21 protein-coding genes are annotated in these 21283 nt (G+C 70.7%); 14 read left to right on the top strand and 7 right to left on the bottom strand.

The window, feature by feature from the left end:
* Positions 1-3: 3 nt before the first annotated feature.
* Positions 4-609: a hypothetical protein gene (locus FFS10_RS19395; RefSeq protein WP_137896249.1), complete on the bottom strand. Its 606-nt coding sequence runs from the start codon at positions 607-609 to the stop codon at positions 4-6.
* Between the two features lie 268 nt (positions 610-877).
* Here FFS10_RS19395 and FFS10_RS19390 point away from each other — a divergent pair, with 268 nt between their 5' ends.
* Complete coding sequence (locus tag FFS10_RS19390; RefSeq protein ID WP_137896248.1) at positions 878-1192, top strand: BON domain-containing protein; 315 nt, start codon at positions 878-880, stop codon at positions 1190-1192.
* Positions 1193-1225: 33 nt separating this feature from the next.
* Here FFS10_RS19390 and FFS10_RS19385 read toward each other — a convergent pair whose 3' ends face one another.
* Entirely contained in the window at positions 1226-3640 is a 2415-nt protein-coding gene (locus tag FFS10_RS19385; RefSeq protein WP_137896247.1) for a Lon protease family protein, read from the bottom strand.
* 181 nt (positions 3641-3821) lie between these two features.
* On the opposite strand from FFS10_RS19385, the gene FFS10_RS19380 reads away from it, so the two are divergent.
* Positions 3822-4304 (top strand): hemerythrin domain-containing protein, encoded by a 483-nt coding sequence (locus FFS10_RS19380; RefSeq protein ID WP_137896246.1) that lies wholly within the window; start codon positions 3822-3824, stop codon positions 4302-4304.
* 28 nt (positions 4305-4332) lie between these two features.
* Here the strand turns inward: FFS10_RS19380 and FFS10_RS19375 are convergent, their stop codons facing one another.
* Positions 4333-5886 carry a phospholipase D family protein gene (locus FFS10_RS19375; protein ID WP_249931360.1) on the bottom strand — a complete coding sequence of 518 codons (1554 nt, stop codon included), beginning with the start codon at positions 5884-5886 and terminating at the stop codon, positions 4333-4335.
* Between the two features lie 347 nt (positions 5887-6233).
* On the opposite strand from FFS10_RS19375, the gene FFS10_RS19370 reads away from it, so the two are divergent.
* From FFS10_RS19370 to FFS10_RS19345, 6 genes are read left to right on the top strand one after another with little or no spacing between them, the layout of a single operon-like run.
* Entirely contained in the window at positions 6234-6887 is a 654-nt protein-coding gene (locus tag FFS10_RS19370; protein WP_137896244.1) for a hydrolase, read from the top strand.
* 55 nt (positions 6888-6942) lie between these two features.
* Complete coding sequence (locus tag FFS10_RS19365; protein ID WP_137896243.1) at positions 6943-8796, top strand: amidohydrolase; 1854 nt, start codon at positions 6943-6945, stop codon at positions 8794-8796.
* Positions 8797-8822: 26 nt separating this feature from the next.
* Positions 8823-9281: a DoxX family protein gene (locus FFS10_RS19360; protein WP_137896240.1), complete on the top strand. Its 459-nt coding sequence runs from the start codon at positions 8823-8825 to the stop codon at positions 9279-9281.
* A complete protein-coding gene (locus FFS10_RS19355) occupies positions 9278-10957 on the top strand; it encodes an MFS transporter (RefSeq protein ID WP_137896238.1) in 1680 nt (559 codons plus the stop codon). Before FFS10_RS19360 ends, FFS10_RS19355 begins: the two co-directional genes overlap by 4 nt.
* Positions 10950-11117: a DUF1427 family protein gene (locus FFS10_RS19350; RefSeq protein ID WP_137896236.1), complete on the top strand. Its 168-nt coding sequence runs from the start codon at positions 10950-10952 to the stop codon at positions 11115-11117. Before FFS10_RS19355 ends, FFS10_RS19350 begins: the two co-directional genes overlap by 8 nt.
* Positions 11114-11356 (top strand): DUF1427 family protein, encoded by a 243-nt coding sequence (locus FFS10_RS19345; RefSeq protein ID WP_137896234.1) that lies wholly within the window; start codon positions 11114-11116, stop codon positions 11354-11356. The genes FFS10_RS19350 and FFS10_RS19345 overlap by 4 nt, the downstream gene beginning before the upstream one ends.
* Before the next feature lie 46 nt (positions 11357-11402).
* Here the strand turns inward: FFS10_RS19345 and FFS10_RS19340 are convergent, their stop codons facing one another.
* Positions 11403-12269, bottom strand: a complete 867-nt coding sequence (locus FFS10_RS19340; RefSeq protein WP_137896232.1) for a helix-turn-helix transcriptional regulator — start codon at positions 12267-12269, stop codon at positions 11403-11405.
* Positions 12266-13270 carry a LacI family DNA-binding transcriptional regulator gene (locus FFS10_RS19335; protein WP_137896230.1) on the bottom strand — a complete coding sequence of 335 codons (1005 nt, stop codon included), beginning with the start codon at positions 13268-13270 and terminating at the stop codon, positions 12266-12268. Before FFS10_RS19335 ends, FFS10_RS19340 begins: the two co-directional genes overlap by 4 nt.
* Positions 13271-13460: 190 nt before the next feature.
* Between FFS10_RS19335 and FFS10_RS19330 the strand changes: the two genes are divergently transcribed.
* The 6 genes from FFS10_RS19330 to FFS10_RS19305 are packed head-to-tail and all read left to right on the top strand — an operon-like array spanning position 13461 to position 18472.
* The gene (locus tag FFS10_RS19330) at positions 13461-14360 is read left to right on the top strand and encodes a dioxygenase family protein (protein WP_137896228.1); all 900 of its coding nucleotides are present in this window, start codon (positions 13461-13463) and stop codon (positions 14358-14360) included.
* Positions 14361-14374: 14 nt separating this feature from the next.
* Positions 14375-15145, top strand: coding sequence for an SDR family NAD(P)-dependent oxidoreductase (locus tag FFS10_RS19325; protein WP_137896225.1), 771 nt, complete (start codon positions 14375-14377; stop codon positions 15143-15145).
* Between the two features lie 24 nt (positions 15146-15169).
* A complete protein-coding gene (locus FFS10_RS19320) occupies positions 15170-16063 on the top strand; it encodes a beta-keto acid cleavage family enzyme (protein WP_137896223.1) in 894 nt (297 codons plus the stop codon).
* Between the two features lie 31 nt (positions 16064-16094).
* The gene (locus FFS10_RS19315) at positions 16095-17084 is read left to right on the top strand and encodes a quinone oxidoreductase family protein (protein ID WP_502702893.1); all 990 of its coding nucleotides are present in this window, start codon (positions 16095-16097) and stop codon (positions 17082-17084) included.
* A 10-nt stretch (positions 17085-17094) separates the two neighbouring features.
* Positions 17095-17445, top strand: coding sequence for a cupin domain-containing protein (locus tag FFS10_RS19310; protein ID WP_137896219.1), 351 nt, complete (start codon positions 17095-17097; stop codon positions 17443-17445).
* Positions 17446-17485: 40 nt separating this feature from the next.
* Complete coding sequence (locus FFS10_RS19305; protein ID WP_137896217.1) at positions 17486-18472, top strand: tripartite tricarboxylate transporter substrate binding protein; 987 nt, start codon at positions 17486-17488, stop codon at positions 18470-18472.
* 22 nt (positions 18473-18494) lie between these two features.
* Here the strand turns inward: FFS10_RS19305 and FFS10_RS19300 are convergent, their stop codons facing one another.
* Both FFS10_RS19300 and FFS10_RS19295 read right to left on the bottom strand, forming a co-directional pair.
* Complete coding sequence (locus tag FFS10_RS19300) at positions 18495-19850, bottom strand: M16 family metallopeptidase (RefSeq protein ID WP_137896216.1); 1356 nt, start codon at positions 19848-19850, stop codon at positions 18495-18497.
* A 10-nt stretch (positions 19851-19860) separates the two neighbouring features.
* Positions 19861-21252, bottom strand: a complete 1392-nt coding sequence (locus FFS10_RS19295; protein ID WP_137896214.1) for a M16 family metallopeptidase — start codon at positions 21250-21252, stop codon at positions 19861-19863.
* Between the last annotated feature and the right edge of the window lie 31 nt (positions 21253-21283).

Genomic DNA, 21283 nt, shown 5'->3' with positions numbered 1-21283 from the left:
CGTTCAGCGCCCGATCAGCCGCAGATAGGCCTCGCGCGTCTCGGGCGACACGGCATCGAGCAGCTGGGTGTAGGAGGTCTGGTGCCGCGCCAGCATGCGCGCCGAGGCCACGGCCTTGGAGCGGCAGAACCAGTGGCAGCTGTGCTGCATCAGGAACAGCTCGGCCGACAGCTGGTAGGCCTTGGCCTTGAGCGGCTGGTCGCGCGGGTTCTCCACCGCCTGGGCGATGCCCCGCGCGTGGATGTCGAAGGCCTGGCGCAGGTCGAAGGTGGCGAAGGGGAACAGCCGGTCGGCGTACGGCAGGGCCAGGACGAACTTGCTCACGCGCGCGTCCGCGGGGTCGACCCGCGCAAACTCGGCGGCGAAGCGCCGGAACTGCTCGTTGAGCGTCTTCTCGGACTCGACCAGCAGTTGCCAGATCTGGGCGCGGCGCTCGGGGTCCTCCTCGCCGAGCGCGCGCAGGTAGCCCTGGGTCAGGTGTTCCATCAGCCGCTCGATCTGGTAGCGGCCCAGGTAGCTGCCCAGCAGGGCGATGCGCCTGCGCTGCTCCCTGGACTTGAGAACGTAGACGATGGCGGCGATGGCGATCACCAGGCTGAAGGTTTCCATGCGGGCTGAAGGGGTGTTGGCGTGCAGCGCAAGTGTAGTCAGCGCCCGGCCCGCCCCCGTCAGCCGGCCGGACCAGGAGGTGCTGTTACATTTCGGATCGAAAAAAAACGGCACCCCGGCGCGGCGAGCGCTAAAGTGGGTCAAGGATCGCCGGAAGACCGGCTGGCGGGAGCTGGGCCTCCCGAGACCCTGTGCCCCGGGCACATCCCCAACTCCCCCTACGGTCAACCTCCGGCATCCTTGCATGACTTCTGCTGGAGGATTCACCATGATGCTGCGTTACGTACTTTCCGCCGCCGTCACCGCCGCGGCCCTGCTCACCTTGCCGGGCTGCGCGGTCACGCGCGGCCAGCAAACCGTGGGGGCCTATGTCGACGACTCCGCGATCACCACCTCCGTGAAGGCCCGCTTCGTCGAGAGCAAGGACGTGGACGCCGCGGCGATCAGCGTGGAGACGCTGAACGGCACCGTGATGCTGTCCGGCTTTGCCAAGAGCGCCACCGAGAAGGCCGCGGCCGACGGCATCGCCCGCAAGGTCAACGGCGTGAAGGCGGTGCGCAACGAGATCGTCGTGCGGCCCTGAGCGAGCGCAGGGGCGCGGCCGGGCCGCGCGGCGCTAGCGGCGCCCTGCCCTGCCGCGCGCCGCGCGGCGGCAGGCACGGCGGTAGGCCTGCAGCGCCGCCTGGGCAAGGCCGAGCACGCTGTGCGGCGCGTAGCCGCCGCTGAGCGGGTCGATCTCGCCCCAGGGCAGGCCGGTCAGCAGCTCCAGCCCCTCGCCCACCTGCTGCATGGTATGGATGTGGAACAGCCCCTGGGCCACGGCCTCGGCCACGTCCTGGTCCAGCATCAGGTGGCGCCGGTTGAGCGCGGGGATCAGCACCCCTTGCTGGCCGTCCAGCCCGGCCTTCTCGCAGATGCGGAAATAGCCCTCGATCTTCTCGTTGATGCCGCCCACGGGCAGCACCTCGCCGTGCTGGTTCAGCGCGCCGGTGACGGCCAGGCCCTGGGACAGCGGCACGCCCGACAGGGCCGACAGCAGGGCGTAGAGCTCGGCGCAGGAGGCCGAGTCGCCCTCCACGCCCTCGTATTCCTGCTCGAACACGATGGAGGCGGTGAGCGCCAGCGGCGCGATGTGGGCGAACAGGGCCGACAGGTAGCTGTGCAGGATCAGCACGCCCTTGTCGTGGATGGGGCCCGACATCTCGACCTCGCGTTCGATGTTGAGCACGCCCTCGTGGCCGGCAAAGGTGCGTGAGCTCACGCGCACCGGGAAGCCGAAGCGGTAGTCGCCCAGGTCCACCTGGGTCAGGCCGTTGAGCCGCCCGACATGCGCGCCCTTGAGCGCGATCAGGCGCTCGCCCTCGGCGATGGCCTCCTGCAGGCGCTGCTCGGGGTAGTCGTGGCGGAGCTGGCGCGCGCGCAGCGCCGCCTCCACGTCGCCCAGGTCCACCACGCGGCCGGCGCGCGCCTGGCACAGGGCGGCGCTTTCCATGGCCAGTGCCTCGCTGCGCAGGAAGGTGGCGCTCTGGCGCGTCTGGTCGTCGGCCGCACGGTGCGCGTCCTCGAGCAGGCGCGCCACGGCGGGGGCCGAGAAATGCGGCAGCCCCATGCGCGTGCAGCTGTGCGCGACGAAGGCCGCCGCGGCCTGGCGCGTGGCATCGCTGGCCGGCACGCTCTCGGCGAAGTCGACCTTGACGCGGAAATGGCGCGCGAACTCGGGGTCGGCCTCCTGCAGCTCGTAGTACTGCTCCACCGAGCCGATCAGCACGATCTTGACCTCCACGTCCACCGCCTCGGGCTCGAGCAGCACCGCCGCCAGCGGCGCGTGGGCGGTGCCGGGCTCCTCGATCTGCAGCCGGCCGCTGCGCAGGAAGCGGCGCAGCTTCTCCCAGACCAGGGGGTCGCCCAGCAGGTCGTGCAGGTGCAGCATCAGGAAGCCGCCATGGGCCTTGAGCAGGCTGCCGGCGCGTATGCGCGAGAAGTCGGTCACCAGCACGTCCTCGTCGGTCTGGTACTCGACGCTGCCGAACAGCATGCGGAACAGCGGGTTGTCCTCGACGATGACGGGTGCGCCGGCCAGGCCGTCGTTGTCCACCACCAGGTTCACGCGGTAGCGCGCGAGCACCGAGGCCAGCGCGTCCTCGCCGGTCTCGTCTTCCGGGTCGCCGGCCTCGAACAGCTCGACGTTGCCCAGCACGTCGCGCCCGACCTGGTCCAGGTAGGCGCCGAGCTTGACCGCGTCCTTGATGTGCTTCTTGAGCCCGACGCGGATCTCCTGCAGCTCGCGCTCGAGCAGCGGCTTGACGAGCTGGCGGCGCAGCGCCTCGAGCGCCTCGACGCGCGCGCGCTCCAGCGGGCGGGTGCGGTCCAGGAAATGGCTGATCTCGGCGCGCAGCTCCTGCTCGGCGCGGTCGAACTCGGCCCGGCGCGGGAGCGGCAGGTCCATGGCCTGCTGCTCGGTCAGGGCCTGGCCGGCCTCGCCGCGCAGGGTGAACACCAGGTTGCCCTCGTCGCGGCGCAGCGCGAAGCTGCGCGCCTCGGCGAAGGCGCTGAGCTCGGCGAAGGCACGCGCCTCCTCGGCCGCATGGGCCTTCTCGATGCGCTCGCGCTCGGACTTGAACTCGGGCCCGGCCAGGCGCTGCGGGATCTCGGACTCCAGGGTCTTGCACAGGCGCGCCATGCTCTGGCGCAGCTCGCGCCCCTGGCCGGCCGGCATGCGCAGCGCGCGCGGGCGCTCGGGGGCGTCGAAGTTGTAGAGGTAGCACAGGTCGGGCGGCACCGGGCGGCCGGCGGCGGCGGCCCCCATGGCCTGGCACAGCAGGGACGAGCGGCCGCTGCCGACCTCGCCGAGCACGAACAGGTTGTAGTCGGGCTGGTCCATGGCCAGGCCGAAACGTGCCGCGGTCTCGGCGCGCTCCTGGCCGATCCAGGGCAGCGGACCGGGCGCGAGCTCCGAGGTGTCGGTAAAACCCAGCGACGCCGGATCGATGGTCAGGCGCAGCTCGGCGGCGGCGAGGCGGGCGGTGGGCATGTGGGAAGAAAGCTCAGGCAAGCCGGTTCGCCACATTCTGATACCGCCGCGCGCGGCCTGTCCAGCCAGACCTGACGCAGGTCAAAGTTCGGCCAGATTGTCCCGCCGGCCGCGCGCCCGCTTGCTACATTGAACCCAGGGCCCCGCACCGGGGCGGTATCACTGTCAGGAGAACAGCACCATGGGCAAGTCCACGCGCAGCACACAAGAGACCCGGGAGGACACGCCGCTCGAGCAGTTTTCCAACTGCCACGCGGGCATCGTCTCGCACCTGCATGCGTTCGGCGAGCTGTCCGCGCTGCTGGGGCCGGCCGCGCGCGCGCGCCAGATCGCCGAGGACATGCTGGCCAGCGCCTTCCGCGGCGAGGAACAAGACCGCGTGCGTACCATGGTCGAGCAGCTGGTGGCCCAGCACCGCGCCATCGAGTCGCAGTGGACCCGGCTCGAGCCCGAGCTGAGGAAAGTGGCCAAGGGCCAGGCCAGCGCCCTGGACGCCGACGCGGTTCAACACCTGGTGCGCCAGTACCAGGGCCACGCCGCCTTCGAGGAGCGCGAGTTCCTGCCGCTGGCCCATGCCATCCTGGGCCGCAACAGCAACCACATGGCGGCCCTGGGCCTGTCGCTGCACATGCGGCACGCGCCGCCCATCATGGCCCATATCTGAAGCCGGGCGCCCGCCGCGGCAGCCCGGCTCAGAGCAGGTCCTCGGCGGCGAAGGGCGCCAGCATGTCCAGGACGAAGCGGTCCCAGAAGCTGGTTTCCGGCTCCTCGGACACGCTGGCGCCGGCGTCCGGGTCTACCCACTGCAGTCCGGAATCGTCCGGCGCCAGCCGCACGCGGTAGGAGCTGCGCGCCATCTGCGCCTCGATGATGTCGCTCACTTGCGACGCGATGTAGCGGCTGTCGATCTCGATGTACATCTCGGTGTTGTGAAGGTCCGACCTGGGATCGAAATTCATGGAGCCCATGAACACGATGCGCCGGTCGATGACCGCCGTCTTCGAGTGCAGCCGGCCCCTCGAGTTGAACATCTGCAGGCGCCTGCTCTTGTGCGCGCCGGCCGGGCTCAGCTCGTACAGCTCCACGCCCAGGCGCAGCATGTCGGTGCGGTAGCGCTTGTACCCGATGTGCACCAGCGGCTCGTCCGTGGCGGCCAGCGAGTTGGTCAGCACGCGAAAGCGCACCTGGCGCTCCAAGCCTGCGCGGAACATCGCCATGCCGCTGCGGCCGGGGACCAGGTAGGGCGAGACGATCAGCACCTCCCTGTCGGCGGCCCGCATGGTTTGCGTGATGTCGTAGCGCAGATTCCTCGTCTCCGCCGGCCGGCCCTGCGCCTCGGCCGCCCGGGGGCCCAGCACCTTGGCGGGCGAATCCGCGTGGATCGTGGCGGGCGCCCAGACCAGCGCGAGCCTGCCTTGCGCGAGTTCCACGCTTGGCGGCCGGTCGCCCGGGTTGCCGGGCGGAGCTCGATCGGGCCGGGGGCCGCCGGCCATGTCCCGGGTCAGCGCCTCGAAGCGCTCGCGCCGCTGCCCGGGACCGCCCATGGCCGGCACGATGGCATGCAGGGGAAAGACCACGTCGCTGTTCCAGTAGGTGTCGAAGGTGGCCGCGGCCTGCTGGACGGCATCGCCGGCCACCAGCGCGTCCAGGTCGACGAAATTGGCCGAAGCGTCGAAGTCGAAATACTCGTTCGCGATGTTCCGCCCGCCAATCACCGCAAGCGCCCCATCGGCGATGTAGAGCTTGTTGTGCATGCGCCGCTGCAGGCGGTCGAATTCGCTCAGCGAGGCGATGAAGCGGCTGTAGAAGCCATCCCGGCCGGCCGGGAAGGGATTGAACAGCCTCACCTCGGCATTCGGATGCGCGGCAAGCCCGTCGAGCAGTTCGTCCAGGCCCGCCGTGTACAAATCGTCCAGCAGCAGGCGAACCCTGACACCGCGTGCCGCCGCGTCGCGCAGCAGCCTCAGGAACTGCCGGCCGGTCTCGTCGTTGCGCAGCAGGAAGTACTGCGCATCGATGGAGACCTTGGCCTGCCGCGCCAGGGCCACCCGCGCGTCCCAGGCCGAAGCCCCGTCGGGCAGAGGCTTGAAACCGGTCAGCCCCGGCGCCCCTCCCGCATCCCGCGCGGCGCGGCCGAGGGGGGTGGACGCATCGGCGGGTATGCTCTCGGAGCGGGCCCGCTCGACCTGGACGGGCAGTGCGACGCAACCGCCGAGCAGCAGGGACAGCCAGAGCCAACAGATCACCCAAAGCCCGGTGCTTGCCACGGGGGCGCAAGGCGGCCCGGTCCCGTCACCGAATACCGCTTTGGTCCTCATGGTTTGGAGATCAGGTCTTCAAATGGAAGGCGTCTCGCGCGCATGCTACTCCCTGGACCGCCGGGTGTTCAAGCAAGCCAAGCGCCCTCACTCGACGTGATGTCTTCGAGTGTGCGCGCTCCATGCCGCAGCCTGGACCATCGCGCCCGGGTTTTCGCATATCGATGTAAGACGTCGCACAAAAATGGAAGCGCGAGGTGATGGCACGCCCCTAAGCTTCAGCCCCGCGAGGCACGCAGCCGCCCTCGCGACCCAACCTCAAAAAGGAGAACCTCATGGCCCAAGCCGTCGCCGCCCCCGGCAAGACCCTGCTCTCGCCGCAAGACCACACCCTGATCCTGATCGATCACCAATCGCAAATGGCTTTTGCGACCAAGTCGATCGATGCGATCGAGCTGCGCAACAACGCGGCCCTGGTGGCTCATGCCGCCAAGGTGTTCGGCGTCTCGACCATCGTCACCAGCGTGGCGGAAAAGAGTTTCTCCGGGCCGGTGTTCGACGAGATCAAGGAGGCCTTCCCGAACGCCGAGGTGATAGACCGAACCACGATGAACACCTGGGAAGATCCACGCATCGCCGTGAGGGTCAATGCCATCGGCAAGTCCCGCCTGGTGTTCGCGGGCCTGTGGACTTCGGTCTGCATCGTCGGTCCGACGCTGTCCGCCATCGACCAGGGCTTCGAGGTCTACGTGATCGCCGACGCCTGCGGCGATGTTTCCGACGAGGCCCACCAGCGCGCGATGGAGCGCATGGTCCAGGCCGGCGTGCGCCCAATGACCTCGCTGCAGTACCTGCTCGAACTTCAGCGCGACTGGGCGCGCGGCGAAACCTATGACGCGACCGTAGGGGTGGCCAAGAAGTACGGCGGCGGCTATGGTCTGGGCCTGATCTACGCCAAGACCATGTTCAACGCCCAGGAAGGGCATTGAACAGACTGCCTCGCCGACGGCGAGCGCGCCCGGCATTCGAGCCAAGGAGGAAACCATGCCTGACCATGCCGACGCGGTGTTCGTGAACGGCCGCATCACGACGCTGGACCCCGGCCAGCCCGAAGCCCAGGCCATCGCCGTCAAAGACGGCGTGCTCGCAGCAGTCGGTTCGACGGTGGACATCATGCGCCATGCGGGGCCACGGACCCAGGCCGTCGACCTCCATGGCCGGCGGGTGGTGCCGGGGCTCAACGACAGCCACACGCACCTGATCCGTGCCGGCCTCAACTACAACATGGAGCTGCGCTGGGACGGCGTGCCCACGCTCTCCGACGCCATGGCCATGCTCAAGGCCCAGGTGGCCAGGACACCGGCGCCCCAGTGGGTACGCGTGGTCGGAGGCTTCAGCGAGTTCCAGTTCGCCGAGAAGCGCCTGCCCACGCTGCAGGAAATCAACGCGGCCGCGCCCGACACGCCTGTCTTCATCCTGCACCTGTACGACCGCGCCCTGCTCAACGCGGCCGCCCTGCGCGCGGTCGGCTACACGCGCGACGCGCCCGACCCGCCCGGCGCCGAGATCCAGCGCAACGCCAGGGGCGAACCCACGGGCCTGCTGATTGCACGCCCCAACGCGCTGATCCTCTACGCCACCCTGGCCAAGGGGCCACGCCTGTCGCCCGAAGACCAACTCAACTCCACGCGCCTGTACATGCGCGAGCTCAACCGCCTGGGCCTGACCTCGGTGATCGATGCCGGCGGCGGCTTCCAGAATTTTCCCGACGACTACGCCGTGATCCAGAAGCTGGCCGAGGCCGGCGAGCTGACGGTGCGCATCGCCTACAACCTGTTCACCCAGCGCCCGCAACAGGAGAAGGAAGACTTCCTGCAATGGGCCAAGCTGGTCAAGCCCGGCGACGGTGATGCCTTCTTACGCCACAACGGCGCCGGCGAGATGCTGGTGTTTTCGGCAGCCGACTTCGAGGACTTCCGCGAACCCAGGCCCGAGCTGTCGGCATCGATGGAGCAGCAGCTGTACGAGGTGACCCGGGTGCTGGCCGGGAACCGCTGGCCGTTCCGCATCCACGCCACCTACGACGAGTCGATCGGCCGCATGCTCGACGTGTTCGAGCGCGTGCACGCCGAGGTGCCGCTGACCGGCCTGCACTGGTTCATCGACCATGCCGAGACCATCAGCGAGCGCAACATAGACCGCATCAAGGCGCTGGGCGGCGGCATCGCGATCCAGCACCGCATGGCCTATCAGGGCGAGTATTTCCTCGAGCGCTATGGCGCAAAGGCGACCGAGCGCACGCCGCCGGTGAAGAAGATGCTGGAAGCCGGCATTCCAGTCGGCATGGGCACTGACGCCACGCGCGTCGCGAGCTACAACCCCTGGGTCGGGCTGCACTGGCTGGTCACGGGCGAGACCGTGGGCGGCACGCAGCTGTACCCGCAGCGCCAGCTGATCGACCGCGTGACGGCGCTGCGCCTGTACACCGAGGGCAGCGCCTGGTTCTCCACCGAGCAGGGCCGCAAGGGCAGCATCCGGATCGGGCAGTACGCCGACTTCATTGCGCTGTCCGAGGACTACTTCGCGATTCCCGAATCGCGCATCAAGGACCTCAGCGCCGTCTTGACCGTGGTGGGCGGCAAGGTCGTGCATGGCGACGACGGGTTCCAGAAGATGGCCCCCGCGATGCCGAAGCCCAGCCCGGACTGGTCGCCGGTGGGGCGCTACGAGCGCCTGAGAGACGCCTCCGGTGCAGCGGCCCATCGCAACGCCGCCTCGTGCTGCGCATCGCCCTGCGGCCTGCACGGCCACCGGCACCTGTTCGCCGCGCTGGCGCAGCCGCCGGCGAGCGACCGTGGCGCGTTCTGGGGGGCGCTGGGCTGCGGGTGCGCCTTCTGACACCGTGAATTTTGCAAGGAGTACACATGGGATCCAGGCCACTGGCTGCCACGAATGGAAGCGTCGCTGAAAACCGGTGCGCAGGGACCCGGCGCGCGCTGGTCGCGGGCATCTGTCTTCCGTTCCTGTTCAGCGGGATTGCGAAACTCGCCAACCTGTCGGCAGCCGTCGCGGAATCCTCGGGGCTGGGCTTGCCGCTGCCTGCCGTGGCGGTCGCGCTGACCATCCTGGTCCAGTTGGGCGGCTCGGCCGCCCTGATCCTGGGACGAGGCCGGCCTGCCATGCTCGGGGCCCTGGCCCTGGCGGGCTTCACGGTCCTGGCGACGCTGATCGCTCATGCGTTCTGGCGCTTCGACGGGCCTGCGCGCATGCAGCAGGCCAACATCTTCGTCGAGCACCTGTCGATCGCGTTCGCGCTGGGCTTCGCGGGGTGGGCAGCCGGCCCGGACCCGGCGAACGCGCGGCGAAGCGAGGGCAAGGCATGACGGACACGGTCGCAAGTTCTAGCGTTGCCAGCGCAAAGCAGGCCTCGCCCTGGGCGCCGTTCACAAGCCGGGTCTTCGCGGTCATCTGGACGGCCTCGCTGGTGGGCAACATCGGCACCTGGATGCGGGATGTGGGCGCGGGCTGGCTGATGACCTCGCTGTCGGCCTCATCGACCGCGGTGGCCATGGTCCAGGTCGCGACCATGCTGCCCATCTTCCTGTTGTCCCTGCCGGCCGGGGCGCTGGCCGACAGCGTCGACCGGCGCCGGCTGCTGCTCGGCGTCAACCTGCTGCTGGCGGCCGTCGCGTCCGGCATGGGCCTGGCCACCCAGCTGGGCGCGATGACGCCCGGACTGCTGATTGGCGCGCTGCTGCTGGCGGGTGTCGGCACGGCACTGACGATGCCCGTCCTGCAGTCACTCTCGCCGCTGCTGGTCGATCGTTCTCAGCTGCGCTCGGCCGTGGCCCTCAACAGCATGGGACTGAACGTGTCGCGCGCCATAGGCCCGGCCATCGGTGGCGCAATCACGGCCTCGCTGGGCGTGGCGTTCAATTTCTATGCCGACGCCTTCACCTACCTGGCAGTCATTGCCGCCTTCTGGTGGTGGAAAGGCGCCTCGGTACGGGCGTCGACGGACACGCCCGAGCAGCTGGGCTCGGCGATGCGCGCGGGCCTGCGCTTCGCGCTGCACGCGCCCGCGCTCCAGCGTACCTTGCTGCGGGCCGGCAGCTTCTTTCTGTTCGCCAGCGCGTACTGGGCCCTGCTGCCCATCATCGCCCGCCGCGAGCTCGGCGGCGGGCCGACCTACTACGGAATACTCTTGACCTGCGTGGGCATAGGCGCCGTGGCGGCGGCGATCGGATTGCCCACGCTGCGCAAGCGGCTGTCGGCCGAAGGCACGATGCGGCTGGGCCTGGTGGCATCCATCCTGGTCCTGGCCGCCCTGGCGACGGTCAGGAACCAGGCGGCCGTGGCGGGCGTGATGGGCGTCGCCGGAGCCGCCTGGATCTCGGTGCTCACCACCGCCAACGTGACGGCGCAGACCAACCTGCCCAACTGGGTGCGCGGCCGCGGGCTGGCCGTCTACCTGACGGTGTTCTACGGCGCCATGGCCCTGGGAAGCCTGCTCTGGGGCCGGTTGGCCGACGGCAGCTCGGTGCCGGTGGCCTTGTGGTGCGCGGCCGCGCTGGGCGGGGTGGCGCTGCTCGTGGCCTGGTGGAAGCCGCTGCCCGAGGGCGAGCCCGACCTCACGCCGTCGATGCACTGGCCCGAGCCGGCGCTGTCGCCCGCGATGGCCACTTCGCTCGGCGAGGACCGCGGACCTGTGCTGATCACCCTCGAATACCAGGTGGTCCCGGAGTCATCCCGCGAGTTTCTGGCGGCGCTCAGGCAGTTCTCGCACGAGCGGCTGCGCGACGGCGCCTACCAGTGGGGCGTGTTCGAGGACGTCGCCACGCCCGGCCGCTACATCGAAAGCTTCCTCGTGCCGTCATGGCAGGAGCACGAGCGCCAGCACCATCGCGTGTCGCGTGCCGACGCGGACCTGCAGGCGCAGGTCCAGCGCTTTCATGTCGGGACACAGGCCCCGAGGGTTCAACACTTCATTGCGCCCCACCCGGCAGCGCCGGGCGGCGGGTGGCGCAATGCCGCTGCGAATGGAGACCACCATGCTTGAGCTTCTGATGGCCCTGGCGCTGGGGCTGGGCATCGGCGCGGGCTGCCGATGGTTCGACCTGCCTCTGCCTGCGCCGCCCAAGCTCGTCGGGGCGCTGCTGGTCTTGGCCATGACCCTGGGCTTCATGGCCGCGGACCATGCCCTGAGGAGCGCGACATGAGCGACCCAACGGTTTCGCCCACCAAGATCGCCCTGGGATTGCTGCTGGGCCTGGCCATAGGCGCGGTCTGCAGGCTGCTGGCCATCCCCTCGCCTGCGCCCCCCGTGCTGCCCGGCGCCCTGCTCGTGGTCGCGATGACCCTGGGCTACATCGCGGCGGACCGCTGGTTCGCCAGGCGTGCCGCGCATCACCGCCACCTGTGCGGCGGCCCGGACGGATCGACCAAGGGCCAGGGCTGAACGCGCTGGCCCTGCCGCGGCGCGCGCATGCGGCGCGGCGTGCCGTTCAGCGTGCGCCTAGCAGGGCCTCGCGGTAGCGTCCGGGCGTCACCTGCATGTCGTTCTTGAACGCCGCGGTGAAATGCGCCTGGCTCGAGAACCCGGTCAGCTGCGCGATCTCGGCCAGCGAGAGCAGGGGGTCCGAAAGCAGTTCCCTGGCCCTGACCACGCGCCGCCGCATGATGAAGCGCGCCGGCGTTTCGCCGGTGGACTTCTTGAACGCACGGCTGAAATGCGCCCGGCTCAGTCCCACCGCTTCGGCCAGGCGCTCCACCGACGAGTTCTGGTCCAGGCATTCCTCGATCAGCCGCAGCGCGGTGCGCAGCTTGTAGGGCGACAGCGACTCCGAGGCACCCGGCGCATCGTCACCGTGCCGCGACAGGGCCACCAGCCTGGCCACCAGCGCGTCGGCGAGCGCCCCCAGGTAGCCGGGCTCGCAGACCGGGCCGGCCAGCACCACGCGGCGCATCTCGTGGCAGACCGCGGCGACCCCCGGGTCCGCGATCGGGCTTGCGCACGGAACGGTCCAGGCGTCACCGTCCAGGCTGGCACGTTCGGCGGCCGCGGCGAGGTGCTCGGGCTTGATGGACAGCTGCAGCCACTCTGTAGGCATCTCGTCCGAGAGACGGATCGCCACGCCGGGCTCGACGAGGACGATGGTGTCGTGCTGCAGATTCAGGCGTCGCGCGGACTCTGCCTTGGGATAGAGTTCCAACACTGCCTGGCCGAAGGTGTAGAGCGCCACCCAGCATGGGGTTTCGTACTCGACATGAACAGCCGCAGGCGGCAGCAGGTGGACGGCGAAACGCTCGAGCTGCTCGACGAAGCTGTGGCTGACGCCTTTGCCCTTGACGGGCTTCTTGGATTCAGTCATGCGCCGGCCCGCGGCGCGGCCGTCGAGCCCCTGACGACCAGCCGGGGGCTCAGCACGCGCGTGCAGGGAGCCTCGTCGGGCGCCTTCAAGTGCTCGAGCAGCAGCTGGGCGGCCTGCCGGCTCATCTGCTCCGTCGCGATGCGCACGGTCGTCAGCGGCGGCGCGATCAGGTCGACCAGTGGCATGTCGTTGTGGCCGACCAGGGACATGTCACCGGGCACCGAGAGCTGGTGCTTGTGCAGCGCGTCGAGCGCGCCCATCGCGATCAGGTCGTTGGCGCAGAAGATCGCGGTCGGCTCGCGGGTCCGGCCCAGCAGATCCAGGCAGGCGTCCCGCCCCGCCTCGCGGGTGAAGGCGGGCGCGTCGACCACGACACCCGTCATGCCGAAGCCCGGCAGCAGTTCCTCGAAGGCCTGGCGCCTCGCGCGTCCGGTCGACGAGCTCGCGGGCCCGGCGATATGGGCGACCCGCTGGTGGCCCAGCTGCGACAGGTGCTCCAGCACCAGACGGACGCTCTCGCGGTCGTCGTTGACCACGCTGGGGAAGCGCCGCTCCCCGAAGCCCCGGTTCACCAGCACCGTGGGCAGGGAGAACTCCATGGCGGCCTCCAGCATCGGGTCGTCGCTCTCGGCGGCCAGGATCAGCAGCCCGCTGACCTGCCGGTTGGCCAGCGCGGCCACGATTTCGCGCCGCTCGGCACGGGCCGCGGGGGTTTGCACGACCAGGCACATCAGGCCGTGCTGGCGCAGCGCCACTTCCAGGCCCTGGACGATGGGGCCGAACAGCGGGTTGCCGAGGTCCGGCACCACGATGCCTACGAGATTGGTCTGCTTGGTGCGCAACGAGGCTGCCAGCGCGTTGGGACGGTAGCCCAGCTCCTTGGCGATGCGCTCGATCTTCTGGCGCGTCTCCTCGGACACCTTCTTGCCTATGCCGCGCAAGGCGCGCGACACCGAGGCCGGATGCACGCCGGCCTCGCGGGCAATGTCCTCGATGGTCACGGGATTCCCCGTGGGCGCTCTTGAGGGCAAGTTTTCAGACAATCGATTTCCTTCCACTATGCGAGACTAAAACCAAATAAAAGGCCTATTTATAGGTGTTAACCCCAATAAATTGGCCAAACTCCTTGCTATTCCGACAAGGCATCTGTAGTCTTAAGGGCAATCGTTTGCCCTATCCCGGAGAAACCCCATGGCATACCCCCCACCCCTTCCCGCCGCCGGCTTGCCGGCGTCCGACCCGGCCGCACTGCTGGCCGCCGTGCTCAAGGCCAACGCCCACACGGAACACCCGCGCCTGCGCCAGATCCTGGACGGCCTGATTCGCCACCTGCACGCCTTCGCGCTGGAGCTGGATCTCACGCCGGCCGAGCTGGACCTGGGCCTGGATTTCCTGGTGCGCATAGGCCAGGCGAGCGGACCGAAGAAGCATGAGGGTATTTTGCTCGCCGATATTCTGGGGCTGGCCACGCTGGTGCAGCTCAGGGGCGCACGCCACGCGCTGGCGGCCGGCGGCACGGAGCCGGCCCTGGTCGGCCCCTTCTGGCGCGCCAATCAGCCGCTGCGCCGTCACGGCGAGTGCATCAGCTCCGACGACACGCCGGGGCCGCGGCTCACGGTCACCGGCCAGGTGCGCTCGCTCGACGGCACGCCGATCGCCGGCGCCTGGGTCGAAACCTGGCAGGCCTCGCCCAAGGGCCTGTACGAGAACCAGGACCCCGAGCAGCGGCACATGAACCTGCGCGGCCGCTTCGAAACCGATCGCGAGGGACGCTTTTCCTTCGTCAGCGTGCGGCCGGCCGGCTACCCCGTGCCCGTCGACGGGCCCTGCGGCGAGTTGCTCGCGGCCCAGGGCCGCCACAGCATGCGACCCGCCCACCTGCATTTCCTGGTGGTCGCGCCCGGCCACAAGGTCCTGGCCACGCAGTTCTTCGACGCCGAAGACCCGCATGCCTTGGACGACGTGGTGTTCGGCGCCGTGGGCTCGCTGCTGCGCCGCTTCGAGCCCGACGGCGCAGGCGGCTTCACGCTCGACGTCGAACTGCGCCTGGAGCCGGGCGAGACGCATATCCCCCACTGCCCCCTGCCCTGAACCCGGAGACCGACATGGACCACAGAAGCTTCGCCCCCAGGGACCGCCTGGACGGGCAGATCGTCGTCATCACCGGCGGCACGGGCGCCATCGGTGCCGCCGCCGCAAGGCGCGCGGCCGCCCTCGGCGCGCGGGTCGTGCTGATCCACCGCGGCGAGGCCGCCCAGGCCGAGCCGGTGCTGGCCAGCCTGGCGGGCCAGGGCCACCTGGCGCTGCGCGCCTCGGTCACCGACAGCGCCGCGTTGAGCGCCGCCGCCGAACGCGTGCTGCGCGAGCTCGGCCCGGCCAGCGTGCTGGTCAACTGCGCCGGGTTCACCAGGCCCGTTGCCGCCGCCGACCTGGAGGGACTGGACGACGCGTTGATCGACGAGATCTTCGCCACCAACTGGCGCGGCAGCTTCGCCGCCATCCGGGCCTTCGCGCCGCAGATGAAGGCGACCGGCGACGCGCTGATCGTCAACGTGTCGTCGATCGCGGCCTTCACCGGCCTGGGCAGCAACCTGGCCTATGCCGCCGCCAAGGCCGGCACGGACGCGCTGACCAAGGCCCTGGCCAGGACGCTGGCCCCGCAGATCCGCTGCCTGGCCGTGTCGCCCGGTGTGGTCGACACGGGCTTCGTGCCGGGGCGCGACGCCGCCTTCAACGAGCGCATGAGCCCCTCCATCCCGCTGAGGCGCGTGGGTGTGGCCGACGACGTGGCGGCCGCCATCCTCGCCTGCTGCACCGCGCTGCGCTACGCGACCGGCAGCGTGATCGTCGCCGACGGCGGGCGCCACCTCGGCTGAAGCAAACCTCGAACGACTAGAAACATGGACCAGAGCACCATCCTCACCTGCGCCGTCACCGGCAACCTGACCAAGCCCGAGCAGACACCGCATCTGCCCATCAGCCCGCCCCAGATCGCCGAAGCCTGCCTGGAAGCGGCCGAAGCCGGCGCGGCCGCCGTGCACATCCACGTGCGCGACCCCAGGACCGGCGCACCCTCGATGGACGTCGACCTCTACGGCCAGGTCGTCGAGACCCTGCGCCGGCACCGGCCGGAGCTCATCGTCAACCTCACGACCGGCCCGGGCGGGCGCTTCGTGCCGAGCGACGAGGACCCGCGCGTGGCCGCTGCCGGCACCTCGCTGCTGGCGCCCGAGCTGCGCGTCGCCCACATCGCAGCGCTCCAGCCCGACATCTGCTCGCTCGACCTCAACACCATGAACTCGGGCGACCAGGTGGTGATGAACACGCCGAACAACGTGCGCCGCATGGCCAGGGTGATCCGCGAGGCCGGCGTGGTGCCCGAGCTCGAGTGCTTCGACACCGGCGACCTGGTGCTGGCGCAGGCCCTGATCGCCGACGGCAGCCTGCAGGGCCCGGGCCTTTACACCTTCGTGCTGGGCGTGCGCTACGCCATGCCCTACCAGCCGGCCGCCATGGCACTGGCGCGTTCGCTGATCGCGCCCGACGCGTCCTGGTCGGCCTTCGCCGTCGGGCGCCACGCCTTCCAGGCGCTGGCCCAGAGCTTCCTGCTCGGCGGCAACGTGCGCATAGGCCTCGAGGACACGATCTACCTCGACAAGGGGCGCCTGGCCCGCAGCAACGCAGAGCTGGTGACCAAGGCCCGGCGCATCGTCGAGGACCTGGGCGGCCAGCTCGCGAGCTCGCAGGAGGCGCGCCAGCGCTGGGGGCTGCGCCCTTCCAACCACCCCGTCTGAACCCCTTTCAACCGGAGAAAAAACCATGTCCATGCCAAACACCGGACGCGCCCTGCGCGTCACCGAAAAAGCCGCCGACGCCCAGGCCCTGCGACCGCAGATCATCGACGTCGAGCAGCCCCAGCCACCCGCCGGCCATGCCGTGGTCCAGGTGCTGGCGGCCGCGGTCAACCCCAGCGACGTCAAGGCGGCGCTGGGCATGATGCCGCACGCGATCTGGCCGCGCACGCCGGGACGTGACTTTGCCGGCAAGGTCATCGCCGGTCCCGCCGACTGGCTGGGCACCGAGGTCTGGGGCACGGGGGGCGACCTGGGCGTCACGCGCGACGGCAGCCACGCGCGCTACCTGGTGCTGCCGGTGACGGCCCTCAGCCGCAAGCCGGCCTCGGTCTCGGTGGCCGCGGCCGGCACGGTGGGCGTGCCCTTCATCACGGCCTACGAGGGCCTACGGCGCGCTCAGCTGCGCGGCGCCGGCCAGACCGTGGTGGTGTTCGGCGTCAACGGCAAGGTGGGCCAGGCCGCCGCTCAGCTCGCGACCCGCGCCGGCGCCACCGTGATCGGCGTGGACCGCGGCACCGAGCGCTACCTGGGCCACAGCAGCCAGCCCGTGCGCGTGCTCGACGGCACGCGCGCCGACCTCGCAGCCGTGCTGCTCGAGGCCAGCGGCGGGCGCGGCGCCGACATCGCCTACAACACCGTGGGTTCGCCCTACTTCGCCGCGGCGCTGGAGGCGCTGGCGGTCGGCGGCACCCAGGTGCTGATCTCGACCATAGAACGCAGCGTGCCCTTCGACATCCTGGGCTTCTACCGACGCAACCTGCAGATGCTGGGCGTGGACAGCCTCAAGCTGTCGGCCAGCCAGTGCGCCGAGATCCTCAACGCGCTGCTGCCGGGCTTCGACGACGGCACGCTCAAGGCCTTCGAGGTCGACGAGGTGACCCTGCTGCCACTGGACCAGGCGGCCGCCGCCTACCGCCGCGTGCTCGAGGGCACGCCCGACCGCGTGGTCCTCGCGCCCTGAGGAGAGCGCCATGCATGTGGTGCGCCAAGCGCAGGCCCCGCGCTACGAGGCCCCGGGCCACAGCGCCATGACCATGCGCCGTCTGCAGGGCCGCGAAGCCGGTCCCTCCGACAGCGTCTGGATGGGGCTGTCGGTCATAGAACCCGGCGGGGGGACGACGCTGTCGGCCTCGCCCGTGGAGAAGTTCTACGTCGTCGTCGACGGCGAGCTCGAGATCACCGCGGAACAGGACGGGCAGGCGGCCACCACGCTGCTTCAGCCCCTGGACAGCTGCCGCATCGCGCCGGGCGAAGCGCGCCGGCTATTCAACCGCGGTCCGCACGCAGCCTCGGTGCTGCTGGTCATGCCCGAGGCGCGCTGACGCCCCGGGTGCCCTTGAACCCTGAAGGAGTGGAAGAGACATGCAACGCAACAGAAGACAAACCATCGCCCTCGCGGCGGCAGCGGCCTGCGCCTGGCTGGCCCCCCAGGCACAGTCCTGGGCGCAGGACGAGTATCCGAAGCAGGCCGTCAAGTTCCTGGTGCCCTTCACCGCCGGCTCGGGCACCGACGTGATCGCGCGCGTGCTGAGCGAGCAACTGGCCAAGGGCTTCAGGCAGCCCGTGGTGGTCGAGAACAAGCCGGGCGCCGGCGGCACCCTGGGCGCGGCCCTGGTGGCCGGCGCCAGCGCGGACGGCCACACCGTGCTGATCCATTCGGCCGGCCATGTGGCGAACGCGGCGCTCTACCCCGGCCTCAGGTACGACACGCTCAAGGACTTCACGCCGGTCACCATGCTGGCCACCCTGCCCAACGTGCTGGTGACGGCGCCGGGCAAGGATTTCCGCTCGGTGCAGGACCTGGTGCAGAAGGCCAAGGCCGCGCCCGGCAAGTACGCCTACGGCTCGGCCGGCCGGGGCAGCGCCACGCACATGAACGCCGAGAAGTTCCGCGCCGCCGTGGGCCTGGACGCGCTGCATGTGCCATTCAAGGGCACGCCCGAGGCACTGACCGAGGTGGCCGCCGGTCGTGTCGACTGGTTCTTCGCGCCCCTGGTCTCGGCCCTGCCGCTGATCAAGTCGGGCAGGCTGGTCGCGCTGGCAGTCGGCACGCCCAGGCGCTCGGGCGCCCTGCCCGATGTTCCGACCACGCTGGAGGCGGGCTTTGCGGGCTCGGACTACACCTTCTGGGTCGGCATGTTCGTGCCGGCCCGCACGCCGGCCGAGGTGGTGCGGCGCCTGCACGCGGAGACCACCCGGGCTCTGGCCTCGGCGGCCGTGCGAGAGCGCCTGGAGCCGCTGGGCGCCGAGCTCGCGCCCATGCCCCAGGAGCAGTTTGGCACGCTGGTGCGCAGCGAGGCCGCCAGCATCGCCGCGCTGATCAAACAGGTGGGCCTGAAGGGCGAGTGAGGCGCGCCAGGCGGCGCCCCGCTCAGGGCGCGCCGCCCACCACCACGGTGACCATGCGCTGCGGCTGCAGCACGCGCGCGAAGGCAGCGCGGACCTGGTCCGTGCCGACCTGGGCCACGCGCTCGGTCCAGCGGTCCAGGTAGTCGAGCGGCAGGCCGTGCCAGGCGATGTTGGCCACGTTGTCGAGCAGCTTGCGGTTGCTGTCCAGGCGCAGGGCAAAGCCGCCGACCAGGAAGTCCTTGGCCGCCCGCAGCTCGGCCTCGCTCGGGCCTTGCTCCACGAAGCGGCGCAGCACCTCGCGCGCCACCTGCACGGCCTGCGCGGCCTGGTCGGGCCGCGTCTGCAGGCCCAGGGTGAAGGCGCCGGCGTGCAGGCCGGGCGCGAAGTAGCTGTAGACGCTGTAGCTCAAGCCCCGCTGCTCGCGCACCTCGGTCGACAGGCGCGAGACGAAGCCGCCGCCGCCCAGGATGTAGTTGCCGACCATCAGCGGGAAGAAGTCGGGGTCGTCGCGCTTGTGGCCGGGCTGGCCGATGAAGACATGGGCCTGGGCCGAGGCGAAGGGGATGCGCTGCTCGGCAGGGGCCGCCAGCGGCGCGACCTCGGGCACGGGCGGCAGCGGCGCACAGTCGCGCGCCTGCGGCAGGCGCGCCAGCAGCTGCGTGACCAGGGCGTCGGCCCTGGCGCGGTCGATCGCGCCGACCAGGCTGACGCGGGCGCGGCAGGGCGAGATCAGGCGGGCGTGCAGGGCGCTCATGTCGGCCACCGCGATGCGCGCCAGACTGGCCTCGCTGGTCTCGAAGCCGTAGGGGTGGCCGCCGTAGACGGCCTTGGCGTAGGCCAGGCCGGCCACCGTGGCCGGACGCGTGCGCGCCTCGCGCAGGGCCGCCACCAGGCGCTCGCGCTCGCGCCGCCAGACCGGCTCGGGGAAGGCTGGCTCGCCGATCTGGCGCGCGGCCAGGGCCACGGCGCGCGCCAGCAGCGCGGGATCGGTCAGCGTGCGCAGCGAGAAGCTCATGCGGTCGCTGCCGGCGCCGGCGCTGAAGGCCGCGCCGAGGTCGGCCCAGGCCTCGCCGAGCTGGTTCTCGTCCAGCGCCGGTTCGCCGCCGCGGGCACGCACGCCCTTTTCCATCATGTCGGCCGTGGCGCTGGCCAGGCCGGCCTGCTGCGCCGGGTCGCGCCGGCCGCCGGCGTCGAAGTCCAGCTGCAGGTCCAGCATGGGGATGGACGGGCTCTCGACCAGGAACACCTGGGCCCCGCCGGGCTGGGTCCAGTGCTGGATGGGGATCGCCGCCAGGGCCGCGGGTGCGACCAGCAGGGCCAGCAAGGCCAGGGCCCGGACACCGGCGTGGACGAGGAGCTGATTGCGCAATGGCCACATGGTCTGCCCCTCAGTGCCGCAGGCCCGGCGGCGGCTGGCGCGGCCTGTCCTCGCGCGCGCGCGGCTGCGGGCGCAGCACGGCCACGGTGAGCTGGTCGTCGCCGAAATACTTGCGCGCCACGGCCTGCACCTGCGCCGCCGTGACCTGGCGCAGGCGCGCGATCAGGCGCTCGTCGCTGTCCAGCGGCAGGCCCTGGGCCCAGGCGCTGCCGAGCTCGCGCGCCTGGCTCATGACCGAGTCGCGCTTGTAGACCTCGCTGGCCACCCACTGGGTCTTGACGCGCTGCAGCTCGGCCTCGCTCACGCCCTCGCGCGCCACGCGCGCCACCTGGGCGCGCAGCGCGGCCTCGAGCTGCTCGGGCGTCTTGCCGGGGGCGGGCACGCCGTCCAGCACGAACAGCTGGGGGCCGCGCCCGATCAGGCCGTTGCCGGCGCCGGCGCTGTCGGCCACGCGGTCCGGCCCCTGGGCCAGGGCGCGCTCCAGGCGCGCGCCGCTGTAGCCGTCGAGCACGGCCGCCAGCACCGTCAGGGCCAGGGCGTCGTCGGCGCCCGGCCCGGGCGCCAGGCCATCGAGGCGCGGCACCTTGAAGGCCAGGGCCACATAGGCCTGCTCGGCCGGCGCCTTGAACTCGATGCGGCGCAGGCCCTGCTGGGGCGGCTCCTCGCGCGGCTTGCGCGGTGGCACGGGGCGCGCCGGGATGGGGCCGTAGTGCTTTTCCGCCAGGGCGCGCACCTGCTCGGGCTCCACGTCGCCGGCCACCACCAGGGCGGCGTTGGCCGGCACGTACCAGCGGCGGTGGAAGTCGCGCACGTCGGCCGGCGTCATGGCGTCCAGGTCGCTCATCCAGCCCACCACCGGCCGGCGGTAGGGCGAGGCGACGAAGGCCGCGGCGTTGAGCGCCTCGTGCAGCAGGGCGCGCGGGCTGTCCTCGGTGCGCAGGCGGCGCTCCTCCTTGACCACCTCGATCTCCTTGCCGAACTCCTCGTCGGCCCACTGGTTGCGCGCGAAGCGGTCGGCCTCCAGGCGCATCACCTCTTCCAGCCGCTGCGCCGGGATCTGCTGGTAATAACCCGTGTAGTCGCGCGAGGTGAAGGCGTTCTCGCGCCCGCCCAGGGCCGCGACCCGGCGCGAGAACTCGCCGGGCTTGAGCTCGGGCGTGCCCTTGAACATCATGTGCTCCAGCGCATGGGCGACGCCGCTGGTGCCATCGACCTCGTCCATGGCGCCCACGCGCACCCAGAGCATGTGCACGGCCGTGGGCGCGCGCCGGTCGGGCTTGACGATCACCGTGAGGCCGTTGGCCAGCTGGTATTGCTGCACCGAAGGCCCTGCCTGGGCCAGGGCGGCCAGGGGCGCGAGCAGTCCCAGCAGCCAGGCGGCAAGGGGGAGAGGTGTTTTCATAGAATGGGAGTGATTCTAGAAACCCTCTAAA

Source organism: Ramlibacter sp. 2FC (assembly GCF_005503345.1).
Taxonomy (GTDB): Bacteria; Pseudomonadota; Gammaproteobacteria; order Burkholderiales; family Burkholderiaceae_C; genus SCMQ01.
This window is presented reverse-complemented; position numbering and strand designations above follow the sequence as displayed.